This window comes from Pseudomonas sp. SB113 (genome assembly GCF_040754745.1).
Lineage (GTDB): Bacteria > Pseudomonadota > Gammaproteobacteria > Pseudomonadales > Pseudomonadaceae > Aquipseudomonas > Aquipseudomonas grimontii.
This window is the reverse complement of sequence record NZ_JBFMHW010000003.1, coordinates 396265-415929: the sequence shown is the minus strand read 5'-3', so window position 1 is coordinate 415929 and position 19665 is coordinate 396265. Positions and strand designations below refer to the sequence as shown.

Genomic DNA, 19665 nt, shown 5'->3' with positions numbered 1-19665 from the left:
GCTGCCGAGCGCAAGCGAGGCTGCGTTGCGGTGTGTCAGATACACCGCTGACGCAGCCTCGCTTGCGCTCGGCAGCTGCTACGGGGGGCTTCATGCCATGGGTGGGAGGGCCTTCGCGCCCAACTCCGCCGACAGCCGTGCTGCGACCTGCTTGATCACAGGGATCAGCTCGGCCATTTTCTCCAGCGGCATATAGGGCACGGTACTGGCGATGCTGATGCCGGCGACGATTCGCCGGCTGGCATCGCGCACCGGTGCCGCCACGCAACGGATCGACGGTTCGTTGTCTTCCAGGTCGAACGCATAACCGCCCACCACATACTCACGCATGCGCTGCTCGAACTGCGCCCAGGATTGTTCTGGATGCTGCGGCCATTGCAGGTTTTTCCCACCCGCCGGCAGGCTGGTCTCGTACAAACGCTGCCACTCTTGCACCGAGTCATCCAGCAGCATCGCCTTGCCCACGCCCGTGCGCGCCAACGGCATGCGATGGCCGACCCGCGAGCGCATTTCCGGACCGTTGCGGCCAGGGTTCTTGTGCAGGTAAAGCACGTCGTCGTATTCGCGAATGGCCAGGTGGATAGTGTCGCCGGTCAATGCCGACAACTCATCCAGGTACGGCACCGCCAAGGTCACCAATGGCAGCTCTTCGCGGGCCTGAAACCCCAGCTCGATCAACTTCGGCCCCAACAGGTAACCGACTTGCGGCACCACGCGCAGGTAACGCTCTTCCACCAGGCAGCTGGCAAGACGGTGAGTAGTGCTGCGGGTGGTGCCGATGCGCCTGGCGATCTCTTTCAGATCCCGCGCACCGGCCGCCACCGCCTGCACGACGCCCAGGCCACGCAGCAGGGTCTGGGTGCCGGTCGGGGCTGCGTCTTTGACGGGGGTGTGGGCGTTTTCCTGCATATCGGGCCTATAGGTATGAAAGCGGGGCATTATGGCAAATACCGCCCCTCAATACAGTGGAGATCCAAATGTGGGAGGTGTTCGGTCTAGCGTTGCTTCATGCGGTCGATGATGACCGCCAGCAACAGGATCGAGCCGCGGATCACGTACTGGTAGAAGGTATCGATATTCTTCAGGTTCATCGCGTTCTCGATGATCGCCAGGATCAACACCCCGGCAATCACATGGCGGATCATGCCGATGCCGCCGCTCAGCGATACGCCACCCAGCACGCAGGCGGAAATCACTGTCAGCTCGAACCCCTGGCCGATCATCGGCTGGCCCGAGGTCATGCGCGAAGCGAGGATCACCCCGGCCAACGCGCCGATCAAGCCGTGCACGGCAAAGATGATGATCTTGGTGCGATCAACGTTCACCCCCGCCAGCAACGCCGCTTCCTGGTTCCCCCCGATCGCCATGGTGTTGCGCCCATAGGTGGTGTAGTTCAGCAGCCAGCCAAAAAACACAAAGCACAACACAGTGATGATGATCGGCACCGGCACGCCCAGCAGTTGGCCGTTACCGAACACAAAGAAATCCTCGTTCATCACCCCCACCGCTTTGCCGTTGGAGAAGATGTAGGCCAGGCCGCGCACGATCTGCATGGTCGCCAACGTCGCGATCAACGCATTGATTCGCAGCTTGGCAATGACAATGCCGTTGATCAGCCCTACCACCAAGCCCATGGCCAATGCGGCCGATACACCCAACACCACGCTGTCGGTGTCGCGAATCACGATCCCCGCCACCACACCGGCGCAGGCGATCACCGAGCCCACCGACAAGTCGAAGTGCCCCGACGCCAGGCAGAACAACATGGTGCACGCGGCGATGCCCACGGTGGAAATCGCCAGGCCCAGGCCACGCATGTTCAACGGCGAGAGGAAGTTGTCGATAAACAGCGCGCTGAGCACAAAGATGCCCAATGCCGCCAACAGCATCACCCAGTCATCGAGAAACTTGCGCTGGTTGAAACCCGGCCAGAAGCCCTTTGCAGTTTTTACCTGAGACATGCCTACACCCTCTTATTCTTCAAGCCCGCGAACGCGGGAGTGCCAGTTGCAGCAGGCGTGCTTCATCCGCTTGATCGCGGCTCAGTTCGCCGGTCAGGGCGCCTTCGCTCATCACCAGGATACGATCGGAGATGCCCATCACTTCCATCAGGTCGCTGGACACCACGATCACCGCAATGCCGCTGGCGGCCAGGTTATGAATGATCTGGTAGATCTCCGACTTGGCGCCGATGTCGATGCCGCGAGTCGGTTCGTCGAGCAGCAACACCTTCATCGGCATCGACAGCCAGCGGCCAAGAATGGCTTTCTGCTGATTGCCGCCGGACAGGTACATGATTTTCTGTTCAGCGTTGGGCGTTTTGACTTTCATTGCCTTGATCTGCTGGTCGGCATTGCCCTTCTCCCAGCCATCGCGCAGCAACCAGCCGAACGAAGAGTGGGCTCCACGCGCGCTGATATTGATGTTCTCGGCGACGCTTGAGAGCGGAATGATGCCTTCCTTCTTGCGGTCTTCCGGGCACAGCAGTACACCGGCGGCGATGGCGTCGCGAGGTGAGCGCAGTTGCAGGGCCTCCCCGCATAACTCAAGGCTGCCGGCACTGGCGCGCTCCAAACCGCTGAGCAAACGGAACAACTCCGTGCGCCCTGCCCCCACCAAGCCGAACAGGCCGAGGATTTCGCCTTTGCGCACGTCAAAACTGACCGGCTCACGCAAACCCGGCCCCAACAAACCATCGACCTTGAGCGCCACCTCGCCGTGCTCGCGCGGGCGGTAGTCGTAGATGTCCTGGATGTCGCGACCGACCATGCAGGTCACCAACTGGTCGTGGGTCAACGCACTCATGTCGTCGAAGGTGCGCACATAGCGGCCGTCCTTGAACACCGTGACCGCGTTGCAGATGCGGAACACCTCTTCCATGCGGTGCGAGACGTAGAGCACCACTTTGCCCTCGTCGCGCAGGCGCGTGATGATCGCCATCAAGCGGTCGATCTCCCGCGCCGAGAGGCTGCTGGTCGGTTCGTCGAAGGCAATCACATGGGCGCCACGGGACAGCGCCTTGGCGATTTCCACCAGTTGGCGCTGGCCCAGGGACAGGCGCCCGAGCTTCTCGTCCGGATCTATTTCATCGGCCAGGCCCTTGAGGCATGCCAGCGCCTGCTTGCGCAGCAGGCCACGGTTGACCACGCCAAAGCGCGTCGGCAGATGCCCGAGGAACAGGTTTTCTGCCACGGTCATTTCCGGCACCAGATGCAGCTCCTGGTGAATCACCGCGACACCGCTGGCGATGCTGTCGGCGGCGGATTTGAATGCCATGGTCTGCTCGCCGATGTGCACCGTGCCGCTGCTGGGGATGTAGGCGCCGCCGAGAATTTTCAGCAGCGTCGACTTACCGGCGCCGTTCTCGCCCATCAGCGCGTGTACCGAATGCGGCCGCGCTTCAAAGCTGATCTGCGCCAGGGCCTTGACCCCGGGAAACTCCTTGCCGATGCCATTGAAACGCAGGGCCGCGCCGGTCATTTCCACAGCCCGATCTTGGTCAGTTCTTCCTGGAAGTTGGCGCGGGTGATCAGGGTCACTTCGTCCATGGCCGTGTATTTAGGCGGCTCAGTGCCCTTGGTGACCCACTCGTACATCATCAGTGCAGTGTTGTAGCCCTCGATGTGCGGGCTCGGCAGCATCGAGCCGAAGAAGCCGCTGTTGGCTTTTTTCAATTCGCCGATGGCGTCGGTGCCATTGATGCCGATGCCGATCACATTGGCGGCGGCGAAACCGGCGCTTTCGGTGGCGCGCACGCCGCCGAGCACGGTGTTGTCATTCATGCCGCCGATGATCAGGTTTTTCGCGCCGCTGGGCAGCTTGACCAGGGCCGAGTTGGTGGCGTCCATGCTGCCGGGAACGTCGAGGGTTTTCAGCGCCGCCGTCAGAATGTGGTCCTTGGGAATGCCGGCTTCTTCCAGGGATTTGATCGAGCCGTCGGTGCGTTTCTTACCGGTGTCGAGTTCATTGAAGGTGTTGATCACCGCGTAGGTGTCCTTCCAGTCCCAACCGCGTTTTTTTGCTTCGGCAGCCATGGCCGCGCCCTGTTTCTGGCCCACTTCAAACGCGGCCATGCCCAGGTACGGCACGTCCTCCATGAAGTTGCCTTTGGCGTCGACAAAGCGGTCATCCACGGCAATCACTTTCAAGCCGTTGGCCTTGGCCTTGGCGACGATGGCCGGGCCCAGGGACACGTCCGGCGGGCAGATCACAAAGCCCTTGGCGCCGTTGGCGGCCAGGCTGTCGATGGCCGAGAGGGTTTTCTCGCCATCGGGCACGGCGATCTTGATCACGGTAAAGCCATGCTCCTTGCCGGCTTTTTCCGCGAAGGCCCACTCGGTCTGGAACCAGGGCTCTTCGGCCTGCTTGACCAGGAAACCGATCTTCACTTCTTCGGCGCTGGCCAGTGTGCTGAGGCCGCTTAATGCGATGGCAGCGGCGAGAACGCGTATTCCTTTTTTCATGAACGGCACCTCTTGTTGTTATTGGGAGTGGCAAGTTCTAGTCGTGGTACATCACCGACCGCCCGCCATCGATCATCAGGCAGGTGGCATTGATAAAGGGCGCTTCGTCGGTCGCCAGGAACAGCGCCGTCATTGCCACCTCGACCGGCTGGCCGATGCGCTTGGGCGGGTGCAGGTCGAACGCGCGCTGACGCTCGGCGTGGGGATCGGGGAAACCGTTCCAGTAGTCGACGTTGAGCTGGGTTTCGATATAGCCCGGGGCGATGGCATTCACGCGGATGCCCTTGGGCGCGTATTCGATGCCAAGGGCGCGGGTAAGGCCGAGCAGGCCGTGCTTGGCCACGGGGTAAGGGAAGCAGCCGGGAACGATGTGGCTGGAATGGGTGGAGGCGATGTTGATGATGTTGCCGATGCCCTGCTCGATCATGTGCGGCAACACCGTGCGGCAGCCGTACCAGGCGCCGTCGAGGTCGATGGCGAAGCAACGGCGCCAGTCTTCGTCGCTCATCGCCAGCGGGTCGCGGAACACATTGACCCCAGCGCAGTTGACCAGCACATCCACCCGGCCGAAGCGCTCAACAGCCACATTGACCAACGCCAGCCATTGCTCCTTGGAGGTGATGTCGACGGGTTGGGCGTAGATCTCGGCGCCGCGTTCGCGCCAGTGGGCGGCGACTTTCTCGACCTTTTCACCCTGTATATCGGCGATCACCAGGCGCGCCTGCTGGGCCTGGAAACACGCGACGATCGCCTCACCAATGCCTTGTGCGGCGCCGGTGATGATCACCACCTTGTTCTTCAGCCGCTCGCCGTAGGTTGGCTCGGGCACGGCGGGTAATGACAACGGTTGGGCCTGCATCGCTTCACCTGTTTTATTTTTGGTAGTGAGTGCTGATGCAGACGACTATAAACCCATCATTTGAAATATCTCAATATATAAATTTGCATCCCATATAGTGAGCAAAATCAAAAAATAATGTGGGAGGGGGCTTGCTCCCGATAGCGGCACGTCAGCTACAAATAGGCTGACTGATTCACCGCTATCGGGAGCAAGCCCCCTCCCACATTTGATCTACAGTGCTGTCAAAAAGAGGGCTTCAGCCGAGGGCGAAGTCCCGCAGCGAATCACCTTCCATGCGATAGCGCACCCACTCTTCCTGAGGCTGGGCACCGATGGATTTGTAAAAGGCAATCGCCGGCTCGTTCCAGTCCAGCACGCTCCATTCGAAGCGGGCGCAACCGTTATCAAAGGCAATCTTCGCCAAGTGGCGCAACAACTTCTTGCCCGCTCCGCCGCCACGTTGTTCAGGGTTGATATACAGGTCTTCCAAGTACAGGCAGTTGCTGCCCAGCCAAGTGGAATAGCTGAAAAAGAACACCGCAAAACCAATCGGCAAACCATCCCGCAAGCAGATCAGGCCATGGGCGGTGGCGCCCTCGCTGAACAGGCTGCGCTGAATGTCCGCCACGCTGGCGATCACTTCATGCCGGGCTTTCTCGTATTCGGCGAGTTCGGTGATGAAAGTCAGGATCTGCGCAGCATCGCTGGGCACGGCGGGGCGAATCTCGATGGTCATGGGCGAGCCTTGGGCAATTTCAAAACACACATACTAAGGCGCTTTGATGACTGATTGCAGTGCAATTTCGTGGGCTGCCACCTTACTCCGGCCAGCAGTAATGCAAGCACCAGCAACCATAGAACAAACTCAATCAGCGTGCATGGTAAACAAAGGGCCATAAATCCAACCACCTCCAGGCGGCCCCATGCACTCCAAATCCCCGGTGAGCAATCCGTTGTTTGCCTTGTTCTGTCTTGCCAGCTTCCTGCTGTCGCTGTCTTACGGCTCGACCTTTTTGTTGTCATTGCTGATTCATGCACGGGGTGGCAACGAACACGACGCCGGCAGTGTGATCTCCACCGCAATGCTCAGCACTTTTGTCGCGGTGTTGCTTTCCGGTCATTTGGCCGATGCGTTGGGGGCGGCGCGGGCCGTTGCGGGGATGGGTGTATTGCTGGTGGTGGCATGCCTGGGCTTTGCATTGATGCCGGGATTTGGCGAGGGCCTGATGCTGTTCGGATTGTCCCTGGGACTTGGCTGGGGCGTGTTCTATACCTTGGGCCCGATTATCGTGGCCATGCTGGTGGAGCCCCGACAACGGGCCAAATATTTTGCGTTGCTGTCGGGCAGCATGATGAGCGGCATCGGTGCAGGGCCGTTACTGGGACGGGCCGCCAATACGCTGGGCCTGCCCCTGACCAGCGCCTTCTACATTGCCGCGCTGGCCAGCCTGGTCGGGGTGCTGGTGTTCTGGCACTTGGGTACGGCGCTCAAGCGCCACGCGACGGCGCCGGTGTCGAAAATATCCTGGGGAGCCTGTCGCCGCGTGCTGTCCTCACGAGCGGTGTTTGCGATTGTCATGGTGGGCCTCGGCGGGTGCGTGTTTGGTGGTTTGTCTTCGTTCCAGACCAGCTACGCCGCGGCCCACGGCCTGGATTATTCGCTGTTCTTCGCCGGGTTCGTGAGTGCGGCCATTACCAGTCGCCTGCTGATCGCTGGCTACGTGGTCAAGCGTGATGCCTATGTGGCCGCCTGTGTGCTGTCCGGGGTGATGCTGGGGTCGATCCTGCTGTTTGCCTTTGGGGTCAGCGGCAGCGCCAGCTACCTGTTGGCGGCCGTGACCTTGGGCATCGGTTATGGCCTGACGTATTCGGTGATCAACGGGCTGGTGGCCAACGAGGCGCCCGCCGGCACTACGTCCCAGGCGCTGCTGTTGTTCAGCCTGGCGTATTTTGTCGGGGTATTCGGCTTTCCCTGGCTGGCGGGCTGGATCATCGTCGAGTTCGGCCTGCCGGCGCTGATGCTGAGCGTACTGGCCGTGGCCTTGGGCAATTGGTTGATCAGCCTGGCGCGCCTGGCTTGGCGTCGAGCGGCGTCACACAAAATCTTACAGGTGCGCTGATACCGTTCGTCGTCATCAAGGCACGATCGGCAAACGGCGGCTGACCAATAGAGGGTAAGGACATTAATCCCAGGGAGACACCCTCATGAAGCATTCCAAGTTTGCTGCCCTCGCCCTCACCGGTCTGTTGTCTGCCGCGTCGCTGAGCGTCTTTGCTGCCAGCTCGTCCACCGGACCGACCGATCCAACACCTGACGCCACCACCGAGTCCCAGAAATCCATGGGCACCGGCCTCGACACCAATGGCGGCGCGATTATCCAACCCGGTGCCGACCCTCGCACCCAGGGCAATGACACCCAACGCCAGGCTCCGGCTGCCGTCGGCAACGGCAAAATGGGCCCGGCGATCAATCAACCCAACATCAACAAGGGCGACGACTCGAACGTCCCTGGCGCGCCGAAACAGCCTGCCCCTTGAGCCGTAGATAGCAAGACCGACACCCGACCATTTCCCAGTGAAGAGGTACGCATGAACGTCGATAGAAACCTTGAGAAAGAAGTCCTCACCCGCCTGTTGCACGCCCACCCGCAAGGCTTGGGCAAGGAAGTGCTGGACAACTACCGTGGTGAAAAGGAGGTCGCCAGTGTGTTGGCGTTTCTACAGGATCGCGGGCTCATCAAGGATGGGCATGTGACCACCGACGACGCCGGTGAATACTCGCTGAATTTGCCGATCAAGTTGACGGCGTCGGGTGTGGACGAGGCGCGCAAGCTCGAAGGTGAGACGCGCCAGTAGCCCTCATGCAAAACCACATGTGGGAGGGGCGGTGTGACCGCCCCTCCTGCATTTTTGTCCGCGTTTATTCAGTAAGTAATGCGTCGACCTCGGCGGTGCCTGGGGAAGTTGCCGGCCCCCAACGTGTCACCGCCAGGGCTGCCGCGGCGTTCGCCCGCTGTGCTGCCGCAGCTGGTTTCAAACCAGCCGCCAACCCCGCGATAAACACTCCCGCATGCGCATCCCCCGCGCCATTACTGTCCACCGCCTGCACCTTGAAGCCGGGTACATGCTCGATCTGCCCCGCACGCCCCACCCAGCAGCCATTCGGCCCGTCGCGCACCACCAGCAACGTCTCGGCGGGCAGGTACTGATTGAGCGCGGGCAATGCGGCGGCGATGTTCGCCGCGCCGGTGAACGCCAACGCTTCAGGGCCATTGCTGGTCCAGATGTCGATACGTGGTAACAGCGCACGCATCAAGGCCGATTCCGGCGCCTTGACCAACGGACCGGGGTCGAACACCACCACGATTTGCCGTGGCAGTGCCAGCAGCCAGTCGATCAGCGGCTGGGCCTTGCCCTCCAGGAGCAGGCTGTAGCCACTGACATACACGTAGTCATCCGGATGCGGCACAACGTTGGCGAGGTCCTCGGCACTCAGTTCACCCTCGGCGCCGATATGGGAAATAAACGTGCGCTCGGTGGTGGCCTCGGTCAGGGACACACATAGGCCGGTGTCCTTGCCGTCGCTGGCGGCCAGGGCCATTTCAATGCCCTCGGCCTGCATCGCCGCGCGGGCCAGGTCGCCGAAGCGGCCATTGCCGTGACGGCCCAGATAGACCACCGGCAACCCATTGCGCCGCGCCGCCGCCATCACATTGAAGCCCCCGCCGGCTTCGAAGCTGGCGGACTTGGCCAGCACGTCGCCGCCAGTCGCGGGCAAGGTGTCGAGGGCCATGACCAGGTCGACGATGACCTGGCCGGTGTGCAGCAATCTAGACATTGGGATTCTCGACTAACGCCGGACGACGGTCAGCCGCGCCGCCCAGTAGCGCATATATCCCACCGGCGACCAGGAAGGTGACGATCCAGCCCAGGCCGTTATGGCCGAGCCAGGAGTCGGACAACGGCCCGGCGAACCAGATGTTCTCGGCGGTGGTGCCGATGGTGGTGAAGCTGAAACCCAGCACGATGGCCACGGCCCAGGCGCCGAATGCACGCCATTCCACACCGCCGCGATACCAGTAGGCGCTGCTTGGGCTCACGTCCAGCAGGTCCTTGGGGCTGTAGTAGTGACGATGGATCAGGTCGACCACGAAGATCCCGACCCACGCGGTGATCGGCACCGCCAGCAACGAGATGAAGGTGATGAATGGGCCGTAGAAACTGTCGGCGATCAGCATGAAGTAGATGGAACCGGCGAAGATCGCCACGATATCGACGATCACCGCATGCACGCGTTTGACCTTCAGGCCAAGGGTCAAGGTGGTCAGGCCGGCCGAATACACCGACAGGTTGTTCGACAGCAACAGCCCGCCAAACGCGGTAATCAGGTACGGCACTGCCATCCAGGTCGGCAGCATGTCGCGGATCGCAATGATCGGGTCAGTGGCCGAGGCCAGGTCATTGTTGCCCACCGACAACAGGCCGCCGAGGGTGATCAGCAACACCAGCGGAATCCCCGCGCCAAATGCGGCCGACGCCACCAGGCGCACCGCAGTGACGCTGCGGTGCTGGTAGCGCGACATGTCGGCACCGGCGTTGGCCCAGCCAATCCCGGTACCGGCGGCCATGGTGCCGACGCCGATGATCATCGCGCTCAGCGGTGCCGGGGTGGCGTTGAACACCGCGCTCCAATCGATGGTGGCGCAAAGGAAACCACCTACCAGGATGTTCAACGCACCGAACACGTAGGTGGCCCACTTCTGGATCACCAGCAACGTGGCGTGGCCCAGCCCCGAGACCGCCAAGGTCAGCAGCACGAAAATACCGATGAAGATCAGGGTGAGGAGCGGTGCGCTTTTCGCCTCGACCGCAGAGCCAAACAGGATCGAGCACAACGACAACAACACGAACGCAGCCGTGGTGGTGTTGACGGTTTCCCAGCCCAGGCGCGACATCAATGACACCAGCGTCGGGCCGATATTGCCGCGCACGCCGAAGATGGCGCGAGACAAGGTCAGGCTCGGCGCACGGCCGCGGCGACCGGCGATGGAGATGATGCCCACCACGGCGAACGAGCCGGCAGCACCGAGGATCGCGACGATGATCGCCTGCCAGATGGCCAGGCCGCGAAACGCCACGAGCGTAGCGCCGAGGGGCAAGCCGAGGATGCTGATGTTAGCGGCGAACCACACCCAGAACAGTTGCAGCGGATGGCCGTTGCACTCGCCTTCAGGGACCGGTTCGATACCACGTGTTTCCAATTGTCCGGCGCTTTGGCCGGCAGAGGGGGTGCTCATGAGGGGGTACTCCTGATGCCTGTATTGTTGTGGTTGTGGCAGATATGCAAGTTGAATCGGTATCGCGGTCTTCCTGACTCAGCGCAATTGGAGCAACCCTTGGACCAGCGGCTGTAGATCCAGGCCATTGACCTGCTTGACCTGTTCAATCATTGATTCGGGCCAGCACTGCAGGCCGAGACAGGCACCCAGCATCGCGCCGAGAATCGCGGCAATCGTGTCGGTATCGCCGCCCAGGCTCGCGGCCAGGCACAGGGCTTCGAACGCGTTCATGGCACCCACCGCCACCTGCTGGGCGAGGGCAAACGACACCACCACCGACTCCTGGGAGGCGACGGAGGTGCCGATCAATTCGTACAGCAGATCGGCGAACAGGGCCTTGTCGCCACTGTCGACGCTCAAGGTGCGCGCCCAGCTGATACGGGTGGACATGCGCCCGCCGGCAATCCAATGACCATGGCCTTCCGCCTGTTGAGCCACCTGAGTGCCGATATTCAAGGCTTCACCCAAGTCCACACCGTTGATGCCCGCAGACACCACCGCCGCCACTGCCGCTGCGCTGGAGATGCCCAGGGTGGTGTTGTGGGTGACCTGGCAGGCCTGGATCACCGCCTGGATAAATCGCGCCGGGTCGCCGACATCGGCGGCGATCCCCACTGGAGTGATGCGCATGGCGGCGCCATTGGTGGTGCCGTAGCGCCCGGATTCTTCCGGGGTATGGCCGCTGAGGATCATGTCGATTGCACGCTTGGTCGATGGACCGAGCAGATCCTGGGAGCCCTTGGCGCGCATCACCGCTTCCCAATCGATCAGGCGCTGGGCGAGCACGGTGGGTTCGATCCTGCCTTTGCCCTCGACCAGCAACTCACCGACCAGGATCGCTTGCTCAGTGTCATCGGTAATGGAGCCTGCCGGCATATTGGGCGCGATGGGTTGGTCGGCGTCAGCATCTTCCAGGCCGGTAATGGCACCGAAGCGCTGTTGCACTTGCTCACGGCTCAGGGACTGGGTGGGCATGCCCAGGGCATCGCCCAACGCCAGGCCGTAGAAAGCGCCAAGGGCGCGGGTATTCGGGGTCATTTCGAAGATCCAAACTGCAGGTGCAGGCGAAAGTGCAGAGGGTCGAGCAGGCTTTCGACGTACTCCATGAAGCGCTCGCGGCGATCGTAGGTGGTGCGCGAGGCCTTGAGAAACACGGCACCTGCAGGTCGGCCAAGCAGCTCGGCGTCTTCATCGCTGAGGGGCTCGGCCCCGATCCATTGGTCACCTTCAGCACCGACGTAACCGTAGGCTGCCAGGGTGATGGTCAGGGAGTTGTCGATCAGGCCAACGCGCGGCAGGCTTTCCAGGCCACCGGACGCGGGCATCAGCGAGCGCTCGAGGGAAACGGCCGTGCCATCGGTCGTCCGTCGGCGGCGGTCGAGGGCGATAAATTGGTCGGTGCCGAACCGACTGAACAGATCGGGGCGCGTCACCGCTTCGAGGCGCAGGATGTCGGTGGTCACCAATGCCCCGGTGTCCGCCAAAGCCTGGGCCCAACCGCTGGTTTGATCGAGCGCCATGCCATCAAACGTGACGATGGAGCCGACGCCGCTCTGGGTCGCGATGTAATTGCGCCTTTTGAGTTCGGCGAGGGCTTCACGTAGCGTGCCGCGACTGACCGCAAACTCTTCAGCCAGTTGATGCTCGCCCGGCAACAGGAAACCGTCGGCCATCACCCCGCCCTCGATACGGCGGATGAGCTCGTCGACGACGCGTTTTTTCTTATCAAATCGAACATGTCTAATCATGTACAAATTGATAACCGAAAGCGGCCATTTGCAGCAAGCGAATTATTTCAGGGAGACGAAAAAAACCGCCCTCAAGGCTCCAGGCCGATGCGGAAAAACTCGCCGCCGCTCCAGACGCCAAGCCAGTTCTGACCGTTGATCGGACGGCTCACCGCCAACTCCACCAATTGGTAGAAAACGTTGCGATGCACAAGGGCTTCCAGGTTGGTGCGCACCCGCAAATAAGGCGAGGGCTCCTGGGTGACGGGGTCGATCACCACCCGCAGTGGATGCTCAATATCGGCTTCGATCTGCTCGTCGACGTTGGTGGTGAAACGCAGCACCTGGCTTTCGCCCTGCCCTTCGACTTCGAGGGTAATCGCGACAAAGGGTGCATCATCGACGGTGATGCCGACTTTTTCCACGGGGGTAATCAGAAAGTAATCATCACCATCGCGGCGAATGATATTAGAGAACAACTTGACCATCGGCTTACGCCCGATCGGCGTGCCCTGGTAGAACCAGGTGCCGTCGCGGGCGATGCGCATGTCGATGTTGCCGCAGAAATCCGGGTTCCACAGGTGCACCGGCGCCGGTCCCTTGCCTTTGGGCAGTTGGGCCAGCAGATCGTTGGCCTTGGCGGAATCGGTCATGGGGCTCTCCCTTTTTACGTGCTGGGCTTACTGATCACTCATGCCCAGCAGGCCCCGGGCGTACTGCGCCAGCGGGCGGGCAATCAGATCTTCAGGCTTGTTGTCGTGAAACGTCAGTAAACCGCCACGACTGCGAATACGTGCAGTATCAATCAAATACTGGGTGCTGGTCTCGATCAACATGATCTGTATCACCCCATTGTCCAGGCCAAGCCGGTCCAGCGCCTCTTGATCAGCCCATTCGTCGGCGTTGCCGATGCGGTCATCTGCCTTGGCGAAACGGCAGTACAGCAGGTAGTGGGCACCCGCCGCACGGGCTTCGGCCATCGCCTGTTCCAGGCCTTCCGGCTGACGAGCGCGGCGCACCATGGGAAAGTATTCGACGAAACCGTTGAAGGCTTCCTCGGCCACCACATTCGGTCGCGGGTAGGCGCTGCCGGGCGGTACGAAGGCGCCCTGGGCGATAAAGACAAAGGAGTCCGGCTGTACGCGCACCGAGGCGCTACGACGAGTATCGCTGTGGTCCAGCAACCCAGCGTCGCTCATCTGATAGCGGGTGCCTTCGGCCATATCGCTGACGGTCATGCAACCACTCAGCGTCAACGACGCCAGCAACAAAACCAGACTACGCATCCTAATCCTCCAGAAGCCGGTGACGGAAAACCGGCGAATGAGCATAAGATGCAGAATCCGCGCCATTTGGAAACAACGCAGAACTAAATGTGGGAGGGGGCTTGCTCCCGATAGCGGAGTGTCAGTCAGCTCATCTGTGACAGACACTCCGCTATCGGGAGCAAGCCCCCTCCCACATTGGATGATGTTTAATCTTGGAAAAGAGTTAGCCGCCGATGATCTTCATGATCGTCGCGCCGCCGGAGAACGCCACTTCCTGTTTGTCGCCCAGGGCCTTCATCAGCAGGCCTTGCAGGGCCGGCAGCGCCTGGTGGCGCGGCTTGTCCAGCAGGTCGCCGACGTAGTGACGGTTGCTCGACGACAGGCAGCCATGCAGCCAGCCGGTGGACGACAACCGCAGCCGTGAACAGGTGCGGCAGAACGGCACGCTTTCGTTGGCGATCACGCCAAAGAAGCCTTTGCCCGGCACTTCGTAGCGCACCGCCGTGGCGTCCACCGGAGCGTTGGCTTGCAGGTATTCGTGGTGCTCGCCGATCAGGCCGAGCAATTGTTGCAGGCTGACGAACTGCTGCAGGAACGCGTTGGAGTCCTTTGCAAGGTGGCCCATGCGCATCAACTCGATAAAACGCAGCTCGTAGCCACGCTCCAGGCAGTAGTCGAGAAGCGGCATCACCTGGTCGAGGTTCTGGCCGCGCAACGGCACCATGTTGACCTTGATCTTGATCCCGGCGGCGCGCGCCTGGTCCATGCCATCGAGCACGGTAGCCAGGTCGCCACCACGGGCGATGCTGCGGAAGGCATCGGCGTCCAGGGTGTCGAGGGAGACGTTGATACGACGAATCCCGGCGTCCACCAGCAGCGGCAGTTTGCGCGCCAGCAGCTGGCCGTTGGTGGTCAGGCTGATGTCGCTGAGGCCCATGCCACCCACTGCGCCCATGAAGGCTTCAAGCTTGGGGCTGACCAACGGTTCGCCGCCAGTGATGCGCAAGCGTTCAATACCCGCGGCCTCGATCAGGTAGGCCACGCCACGGGCCATGGCCTCGGCCGAGAGTTCGTCCTGCGCTGCCACCAGCCGCTTGCCGTTCGGCACGCAATAGGTACACGCATAATTGCAGGCTGAGGTCAGGCTGATCCGCAAATTGCGAAAACGCCTGCCTTGACGATCAACGATCATGGATCACTCCGGCAGAGGATGATTCGGGCGCGCTAAAAACTGACTGATAAATCAGCTTTTAGCAAGATCCTTGCCTGAGTATATTCCTGGGTTACTGCGCCTGGCAGCAAATCATTACGTGGCAGGGGTTTCGACGGGGGCCGCTTCAACCAGTGCTGGCTCGGAGCTGTGCTTGCGCTTGTTGCCCATGCGCACACCGATGTCCATGAGGAACTGGAAGAAGCCTTCCTGGTCTTCCAGCACATTGCTCCAAAACGGCGAGTGGTACAGCGCCACGGCGCCGTGCACCAGGGCCCAGGCAGCGCAGTAGTGGAAATACGGCGGTACGTCTTCTAGCTTGCCTTCGCTGATGCGGCCCTTGATCAACAGGGTCAGGCGCTCGAAGTTCGAGGCGCGGATCTTGTGCAGTTCCTCGACCATCTCCGGTACTTGATGACCCTTGACCACCTTCTCTTCGAGGCGGTCGAACAGGCGGTAGCGCTGCGGGTCGCGCATGCGGAACTCGAAGTAGGCCCGCGACAGGGCCTCCTTGTCCTTGTCGACATCGGCCGAATGCAGCAGCTCGTTCAAGTCGCGCTCGTAGTCGAGCATCAGGCGCAGGTAGATCTCGGCCTTGGACTTGAAGTGCTTGTAGATCGTGCCTTTGCCGATACCCACGGCATCCGCGATCATCTCGACGGTGACGCTGTCTTCGCCTTGTTCGAGGAACAACTTGAGTGCGGTGTCGAGAATTTCCTGCTCACGGCGGCGAAACTCACGGACCTTACGGGGTTCTTTGTGCATGAGGAAGAGGTCTGCAAAGGTCGGAATAGGGAGGGTTGCGCAGGGCCACGAATACATGGCGATACGATTTACCCAGTGCGAGGGATTATCCCGACTGAACGGTCGTTGGGCAACGTCTATGTGAACCCGCCACGCACTTTACTTTCAGAGCGCCAACGATTTCATGCCTATCAGTCAGAAATAACACGCAACAACTGCGCCCGTGCACCTGCCTAATGAGAACTCAAGCGAAGCGCATGTATTCCAAATCTGTTTAAAAAACGATCAGTCGCGACTGGACTGAATCAGATACTGATCAATACTTGAACTGTCGGCGTGACATCTCCCCCAAGTGAAGCGCCGACCTGGGTACCGACGGACTGTGTGCCCTTGTTTTACTCCTAATGGTCTTAACCCGGATTCCCCCCCCCAGAACCCGGGTTTTTTTTGCCTGCGATTTAGTCGTGTCATGCAACTACATGGGCCAGCGGGAACAGGCGCTTGAAGTTCTCGGTGGTCTGCTCGGCAAAGCGCTCATAGGACTCACCGCGCAGCATCGCCAGGTAGTCCGCCACATCCCGCACATATTCAGGCAGGTTCGGTTTGCCACGATGGGGAATGGGCGCCAGGTACGGCGAGTCGGTTTCCACCAGCAGGCGGTCGGCCGGCACCTGACGCGCTACGTCGCGCAGGGCATCGGCATTGCGGAAAGTGACAATGCCCGACAGTGAAATATAGAAGCCCAGGTCCAGGGCGGCCTTGGCCATGTCCCAATCTTCGGTAAAGCAATGCAACACGCCGGCCTGGGGCAATGCGGCTTCGCGCAGCAAGGCCAGGGTGTCGGCACGCGCGCCGCGAGTGTGGACAATCACCGGTTTGCCGGTTTGCCGGGCGGCCTGCAAATGCAGGCGAAACGAGGCCTGCTGCAACTCGGCGGCTTCCGGCTCGTAATGGTAGTCCAGGCCGGTTTCACCAATGGCCACCACGCGCGGGTGATTGAGTTCGCCCAGCAGCCAGTCGAGGGCCGGGGCTTCGCCGGGCTTGAGGTCCAGCGGGTGGATACCTACCGAGCAATCCACATCGGCATAACGCTCGGCCAGGGCTTTGACGTCGGCAGCATTTTCGGCGCTGACGCCAATGCACAGGAAATGCCCTACCCCACGCTGACGTGCAGCGTCGAGGGCAGCATCAAGGGAGCCGCCGTGCTGGGCGAGGTCAAGGCGATCAAGGTGGCAATGGGAATCTACGAGCATAGGAAGTTACAACTTGAGTCACGGAAAGTGTCTGGCCAACAATACACCCGTCGGCCACGGAAATTAACGCCGGCCGAGCAAGCCAACCCACTGCACCAGCAGCGCTTCGAGCAATAGCACGCGGTTGAGGTTAGCCTTGCCGAGCACCTTCTGGCGCTGGGCAAGGATCCAGTCCTGAATATTCAGTACCTTGTCCTGCGCACTTTTCTGCGCGAGGTACTGCACCACCTTGCGCATATCCGGCAGGCCCAGGCCGTTTTCGTCCTGGGTCAACTGGTAGCGCAGGATCAGGCTCGACCAATCACAAAACCAGTCGAACAGCAGCAGCAGGGGAATATCTTTCCAGGCGCTTTCAGCCAACTGGGTGGCGGACAGCTCTTGCTTGAGCAGTTTTTTCACCCCATCCACAACAAGGGCGCGTTGCTCACGCACGCCTTGGGCTTGCAGCTTGACGGCCGCCAGCGGGGAACCGGCCGCCAGGGTCAACAATTCGACCCGTTCCTCTTCGGAGCAATCCGGCAGCGCCTTCGCCAGCCATTTCAGGCTCATGGCCTCGCTCGGCAACGGGCAGGCCTGCTGCACGCAACGGCTGCGAATGGTCGGCAACAAGCGGCTGGACTGGTGACTCACCAGCAACAGCACCGTGTCGCCGGAGGGTTCTTCGAGGCTCTTGAGCAAGGCATTGGCGGCGTTGATGTTCATCGCCTCCACCGGCTCGATCAGCACCACCTTGCGCCCGCCCATCTGCGCGGTCTGCACCACGAAACTGACGAGGTCACGCACCTGGTCGACCTTGATCGCCTTGTCGGCTTCCTCGGGTTCGAGCAGGTAGTTGTCCGGGTGGCTGCCGGCCTTGAGCAACAGGCAGGATTTGCACTCGCCGCAGGCTTCAAGGTTGACCGGGCGCTGGCACAGCAAGCTGGCCATGAGTCGCTCAGCCAGGTCGCGCTTACCAATACCGATCGGCCCGTGCAGCAGATAGGCGTGGGCGTGCTGGGCACGGCCGGCCAACTGTTGCCAGAGACTGTCCTGCCATGGGTAGGCTTCAGCCACGGGCGCGCTCCAACAGCTGAGGTAACAGGGTGTCGATGGCCTGCTGAACCTGCGTCAACGGCTGTGCCGCGTCGAGCAGGTGGTAGCGCGCCGGTTCGGCCTGGGCACGCTCAAGAAACGCGGTGCGCACAGCATCGAAAAAAACCTGGCCTTCCAGCTCGAAACGGTCGAGACGCCCACGGGCGCTGGCGCGGGCCATGCCTACTTCCACCGGCAGGTCGAACAGCAGGGTCAGGTCGGGACGTAAATCACCCTGCACAAAGGTTTCCAAGGTGGCGATACGCGCCAGGGACAAACCCCGGCCACCGCCCTGGTAGGCATAAGTGGAATCGGTAAAACGGTCGCAAATCACCACCGCACCGCGGGCCAGGGCCGGACGAATCACTTCCGCCAGGTGCTGGGCACGGGCAGCGAACACCAGCAGCAGCTCGGTGTCCGGGTTCATCTGTTCTTCGCCTGGGGCCAGCAACACTTCACGGATGCGCTCGGCCAGGGGCGTACCGCCGGGCTCACGGGTCAACACCACCTCGACACCTTCAGCGCGCAAGCGCTCGGCCAGGTAATCGCGGTTGGTGCTTTTGCCGGCGCCTTCGGGGCCTTCCAGGGTAATAAACAAGCCAGTCACAGGCAGTCCTTAGTCAGAGTCATTGCGGGCTTTGCGGCGCGGCGGTATCCGGCGCGGGCTCGGCGGGTACATCAGCGGGCGGCGTTACGTCTTCCGGCGGCTTTGCCACCGGTGCAGGGCTTGAGCGGTAGTCGGCCCGGCGCTTGAGCTGGAACTCACGCACGGCAGCATTATGCGCACCCAGGTCATCGGAGAAAATATGGCTGCCGTCGCCACGGGCGACGAAATACAGGCTGCTGCCGGGCACCGGGTTCAACGCGGCATGGATCGCCTCGCGACCGACCATGGCGATTGGCGTCGGCGGCAGGCCGGCAATCATGTAGGTGTTGTAGGGGTTGGCTTCCTTGAGGTGCGCACGGGTCAACTTGCCGTTGTAGCGCTCGCCCAGGCCGTAGATCACGGTGGGGTCGGTCTGCAGCAGCATGCCGATTTTCAGGCGGCGTACGAACACACCGGCAATCTGCCCACGTTCTTCCGGCACACCGGTTTCTTTCTCCACCAGGGAGGCCATGATCAAGGCTTGATAGGGGTCGGTATAAGGCGCATCGGCAGCGCGCTTGCTCCACTCCTGGGCGAGTACATCATCCAGGCGGTTGTAGGCTTTTTTCAGGAACTCGACATCGCTCATGCCGCGCACGAAGCGGTAGGTATCCGGGAAGAACCGGCCTTCGGGGAACACGCCGGGATGACCGAGCTTGTCCATCACTTCACTGTCACTCAGCCCCGACAGGGTCTGCACGATCTTTTCATGCTTGGCCAGGGCCGAACGCACCTGACGGAAATTCCAGCCTTCCACCAGCGTCAGGCTGTACTGCACCACTTCGCCCCGCTGCCACAGGCCGATCAGGCCTTCGGCGGTCATGCCAGGGGTCATGCGGTATTCACCACTGTGCAGTGGCTGGCCGTCGAGGTTGAAACGCCAATACAGGCGCAACCAGAACGCGCCGTCGAGCACACCATCGGCTTCCAGGCGATTGAAAGTGCCGGTGGGGGTCGCCCCTGCCGGCACATCGAGCAATTGCTCCTGGGTCAGATTCAACGGCTGCTTCAAGGCAGCATCGTATTTCCAGGCTCCAAGGCCCAACAGCAAGGCCGCCGAGAACAGACCGACCAGCAGCAGTACAACCAGTTTTCGTATCAAC

General features: G+C 61.3%; 21 protein-coding genes. 3 read left to right on the top strand and 18 right to left on the bottom strand.

Going from position 1 to position 19665, the window contains the following annotated elements:
- Positions 1-90: 90 nt before the first annotated feature.
- The 6 genes from AB1462_RS06615 to AB1462_RS06590 form a co-directional block, all read right to left on the bottom strand.
- Complete coding sequence (locus AB1462_RS06615) at positions 91-909, bottom strand: IclR family transcriptional regulator (protein WP_090400398.1); 819 nt, start codon at positions 907-909, stop codon at positions 91-93.
- A gap of 86 nt (positions 910-995) precedes the next feature.
- Positions 996-1961 carry an L-arabinose ABC transporter permease AraH gene (gene araH, locus AB1462_RS06610; RefSeq protein WP_090400399.1) on the bottom strand — a complete coding sequence of 322 codons (966 nt, stop codon included), beginning with the start codon at positions 1959-1961 and terminating at the stop codon, positions 996-998.
- Between the two features lie 19 nt (positions 1962-1980).
- Entirely contained in the window at positions 1981-3480 is a 1500-nt protein-coding gene (gene araG / locus AB1462_RS06605) for an L-arabinose ABC transporter ATP-binding protein AraG (RefSeq protein WP_367246401.1), read from the bottom strand.
- Positions 3477-4463, bottom strand: a complete 987-nt coding sequence (locus tag AB1462_RS06600; RefSeq protein ID WP_259191278.1) for a substrate-binding domain-containing protein — start codon at positions 4461-4463, stop codon at positions 3477-3479. The genes araG and AB1462_RS06600 overlap by 4 nt, the downstream gene beginning before the upstream one ends.
- Before the next feature lie 37 nt (positions 4464-4500).
- Positions 4501-5322 (bottom strand): SDR family oxidoreductase, encoded by an 822-nt coding sequence (locus AB1462_RS06595; protein ID WP_367246397.1) that lies wholly within the window; start codon positions 5320-5322, stop codon positions 4501-4503.
- A 238-nt stretch (positions 5323-5560) separates the two neighbouring features.
- Positions 5561-6040 (bottom strand): GNAT family N-acetyltransferase, encoded by a 480-nt coding sequence (locus tag AB1462_RS06590; RefSeq protein WP_090400403.1) that lies wholly within the window; start codon positions 6038-6040, stop codon positions 5561-5563.
- Positions 6041-6227: 187 nt separating this feature from the next.
- Between AB1462_RS06590 and AB1462_RS06585 the strand changes: the two genes are divergently transcribed.
- The 3 genes from AB1462_RS06585 to AB1462_RS06575 all read left to right on the top strand — a co-directional run bounded on the left by AB1462_RS06585 (position 6228) and on the right by AB1462_RS06575 (position 8160).
- On the top strand, positions 6228-7424 hold the full coding sequence (locus AB1462_RS06585; protein ID WP_315337949.1) for an MFS transporter: 1197 nt from the start codon (positions 6228-6230) through the stop codon (positions 7422-7424).
- A gap of 85 nt (positions 7425-7509) precedes the next feature.
- On the top strand, positions 7510-7842 hold the full coding sequence (locus AB1462_RS06580) for a hypothetical protein (RefSeq protein ID WP_090400405.1): 333 nt from the start codon (positions 7510-7512) through the stop codon (positions 7840-7842).
- Between the two features lie 51 nt (positions 7843-7893).
- Positions 7894-8160 (top strand): hypothetical protein, encoded by a 267-nt coding sequence (locus tag AB1462_RS06575; RefSeq protein WP_053140178.1) that lies wholly within the window; start codon positions 7894-7896, stop codon positions 8158-8160.
- A gap of 64 nt (positions 8161-8224) precedes the next feature.
- Here the strand turns inward: AB1462_RS06575 and AB1462_RS06570 are convergent, their stop codons facing one another.
- The 12 genes from AB1462_RS06570 to mltG all read right to left on the bottom strand — a co-directional run bounded on the left by AB1462_RS06570 (position 8225) and on the right by mltG (position 19664).
- Positions 8225-9142, bottom strand: coding sequence for a PfkB family carbohydrate kinase (locus tag AB1462_RS06570; RefSeq protein WP_315337950.1), 918 nt, complete (start codon positions 9140-9142; stop codon positions 8225-8227).
- Positions 9135-10601, bottom strand: coding sequence for a cytosine permease (locus tag AB1462_RS06565; RefSeq protein WP_259191287.1), 1467 nt, complete (start codon positions 10599-10601; stop codon positions 9135-9137). Before AB1462_RS06565 ends, AB1462_RS06570 begins: the two co-directional genes overlap by 8 nt.
- Before the next feature lie 78 nt (positions 10602-10679).
- Positions 10680-11681, bottom strand: coding sequence for an ADP-ribosylglycohydrolase family protein (locus AB1462_RS06560; protein ID WP_090400408.1), 1002 nt, complete (start codon positions 11679-11681; stop codon positions 10680-10682).
- Entirely contained in the window at positions 11678-12391 is a 714-nt protein-coding gene (locus AB1462_RS06555; RefSeq protein WP_090400409.1) for a GntR family transcriptional regulator, read from the bottom strand. Before AB1462_RS06555 ends, AB1462_RS06560 begins: the two co-directional genes overlap by 4 nt.
- Before the next feature lie 71 nt (positions 12392-12462).
- Positions 12463-13023, bottom strand: a complete 561-nt coding sequence (locus AB1462_RS06550; protein ID WP_090400410.1) for a DUF1285 domain-containing protein — start codon at positions 13021-13023, stop codon at positions 12463-12465.
- A gap of 27 nt (positions 13024-13050) precedes the next feature.
- Entirely contained in the window at positions 13051-13656 is a 606-nt protein-coding gene (locus AB1462_RS06545) for a DUF4823 domain-containing protein (protein ID WP_367246395.1), read from the bottom strand.
- A gap of 205 nt (positions 13657-13861) precedes the next feature.
- Positions 13862-14830, bottom strand: a complete 969-nt coding sequence (locus AB1462_RS06540; RefSeq protein WP_090400412.1) for a GTP 3',8-cyclase MoaA — start codon at positions 14828-14830, stop codon at positions 13862-13864.
- Between the two features lie 114 nt (positions 14831-14944).
- Complete coding sequence (locus AB1462_RS06535) at positions 14945-15613, bottom strand: TetR/AcrR family transcriptional regulator (protein ID WP_027607814.1); 669 nt, start codon at positions 15611-15613, stop codon at positions 14945-14947.
- Between the two features lie 446 nt (positions 15614-16059).
- Complete coding sequence (locus tag AB1462_RS06530; protein ID WP_090400413.1) at positions 16060-16845, bottom strand: TatD family hydrolase; 786 nt, start codon at positions 16843-16845, stop codon at positions 16060-16062.
- 63 nt (positions 16846-16908) lie between these two features.
- Positions 16909-17898 (bottom strand): DNA polymerase III subunit delta', encoded by a 990-nt coding sequence (locus AB1462_RS06525; protein ID WP_090400414.1) that lies wholly within the window; start codon positions 17896-17898, stop codon positions 16909-16911.
- Positions 17891-18523 carry a dTMP kinase gene (tmk, locus tag AB1462_RS06520; RefSeq protein ID WP_090400415.1) on the bottom strand — a complete coding sequence of 211 codons (633 nt, stop codon included), beginning with the start codon at positions 18521-18523 and terminating at the stop codon, positions 17891-17893. The genes AB1462_RS06525 and tmk overlap by 8 nt, the downstream gene beginning before the upstream one ends.
- A gap of 19 nt (positions 18524-18542) precedes the next feature.
- Positions 18543-19664 carry an endolytic transglycosylase MltG gene (gene mltG / locus AB1462_RS06515; RefSeq protein ID WP_367246393.1) on the bottom strand — a complete coding sequence of 374 codons (1122 nt, stop codon included), beginning with the start codon at positions 19662-19664 and terminating at the stop codon, positions 18543-18545.
- Position 19665 lies beyond the last annotated feature (1 nt).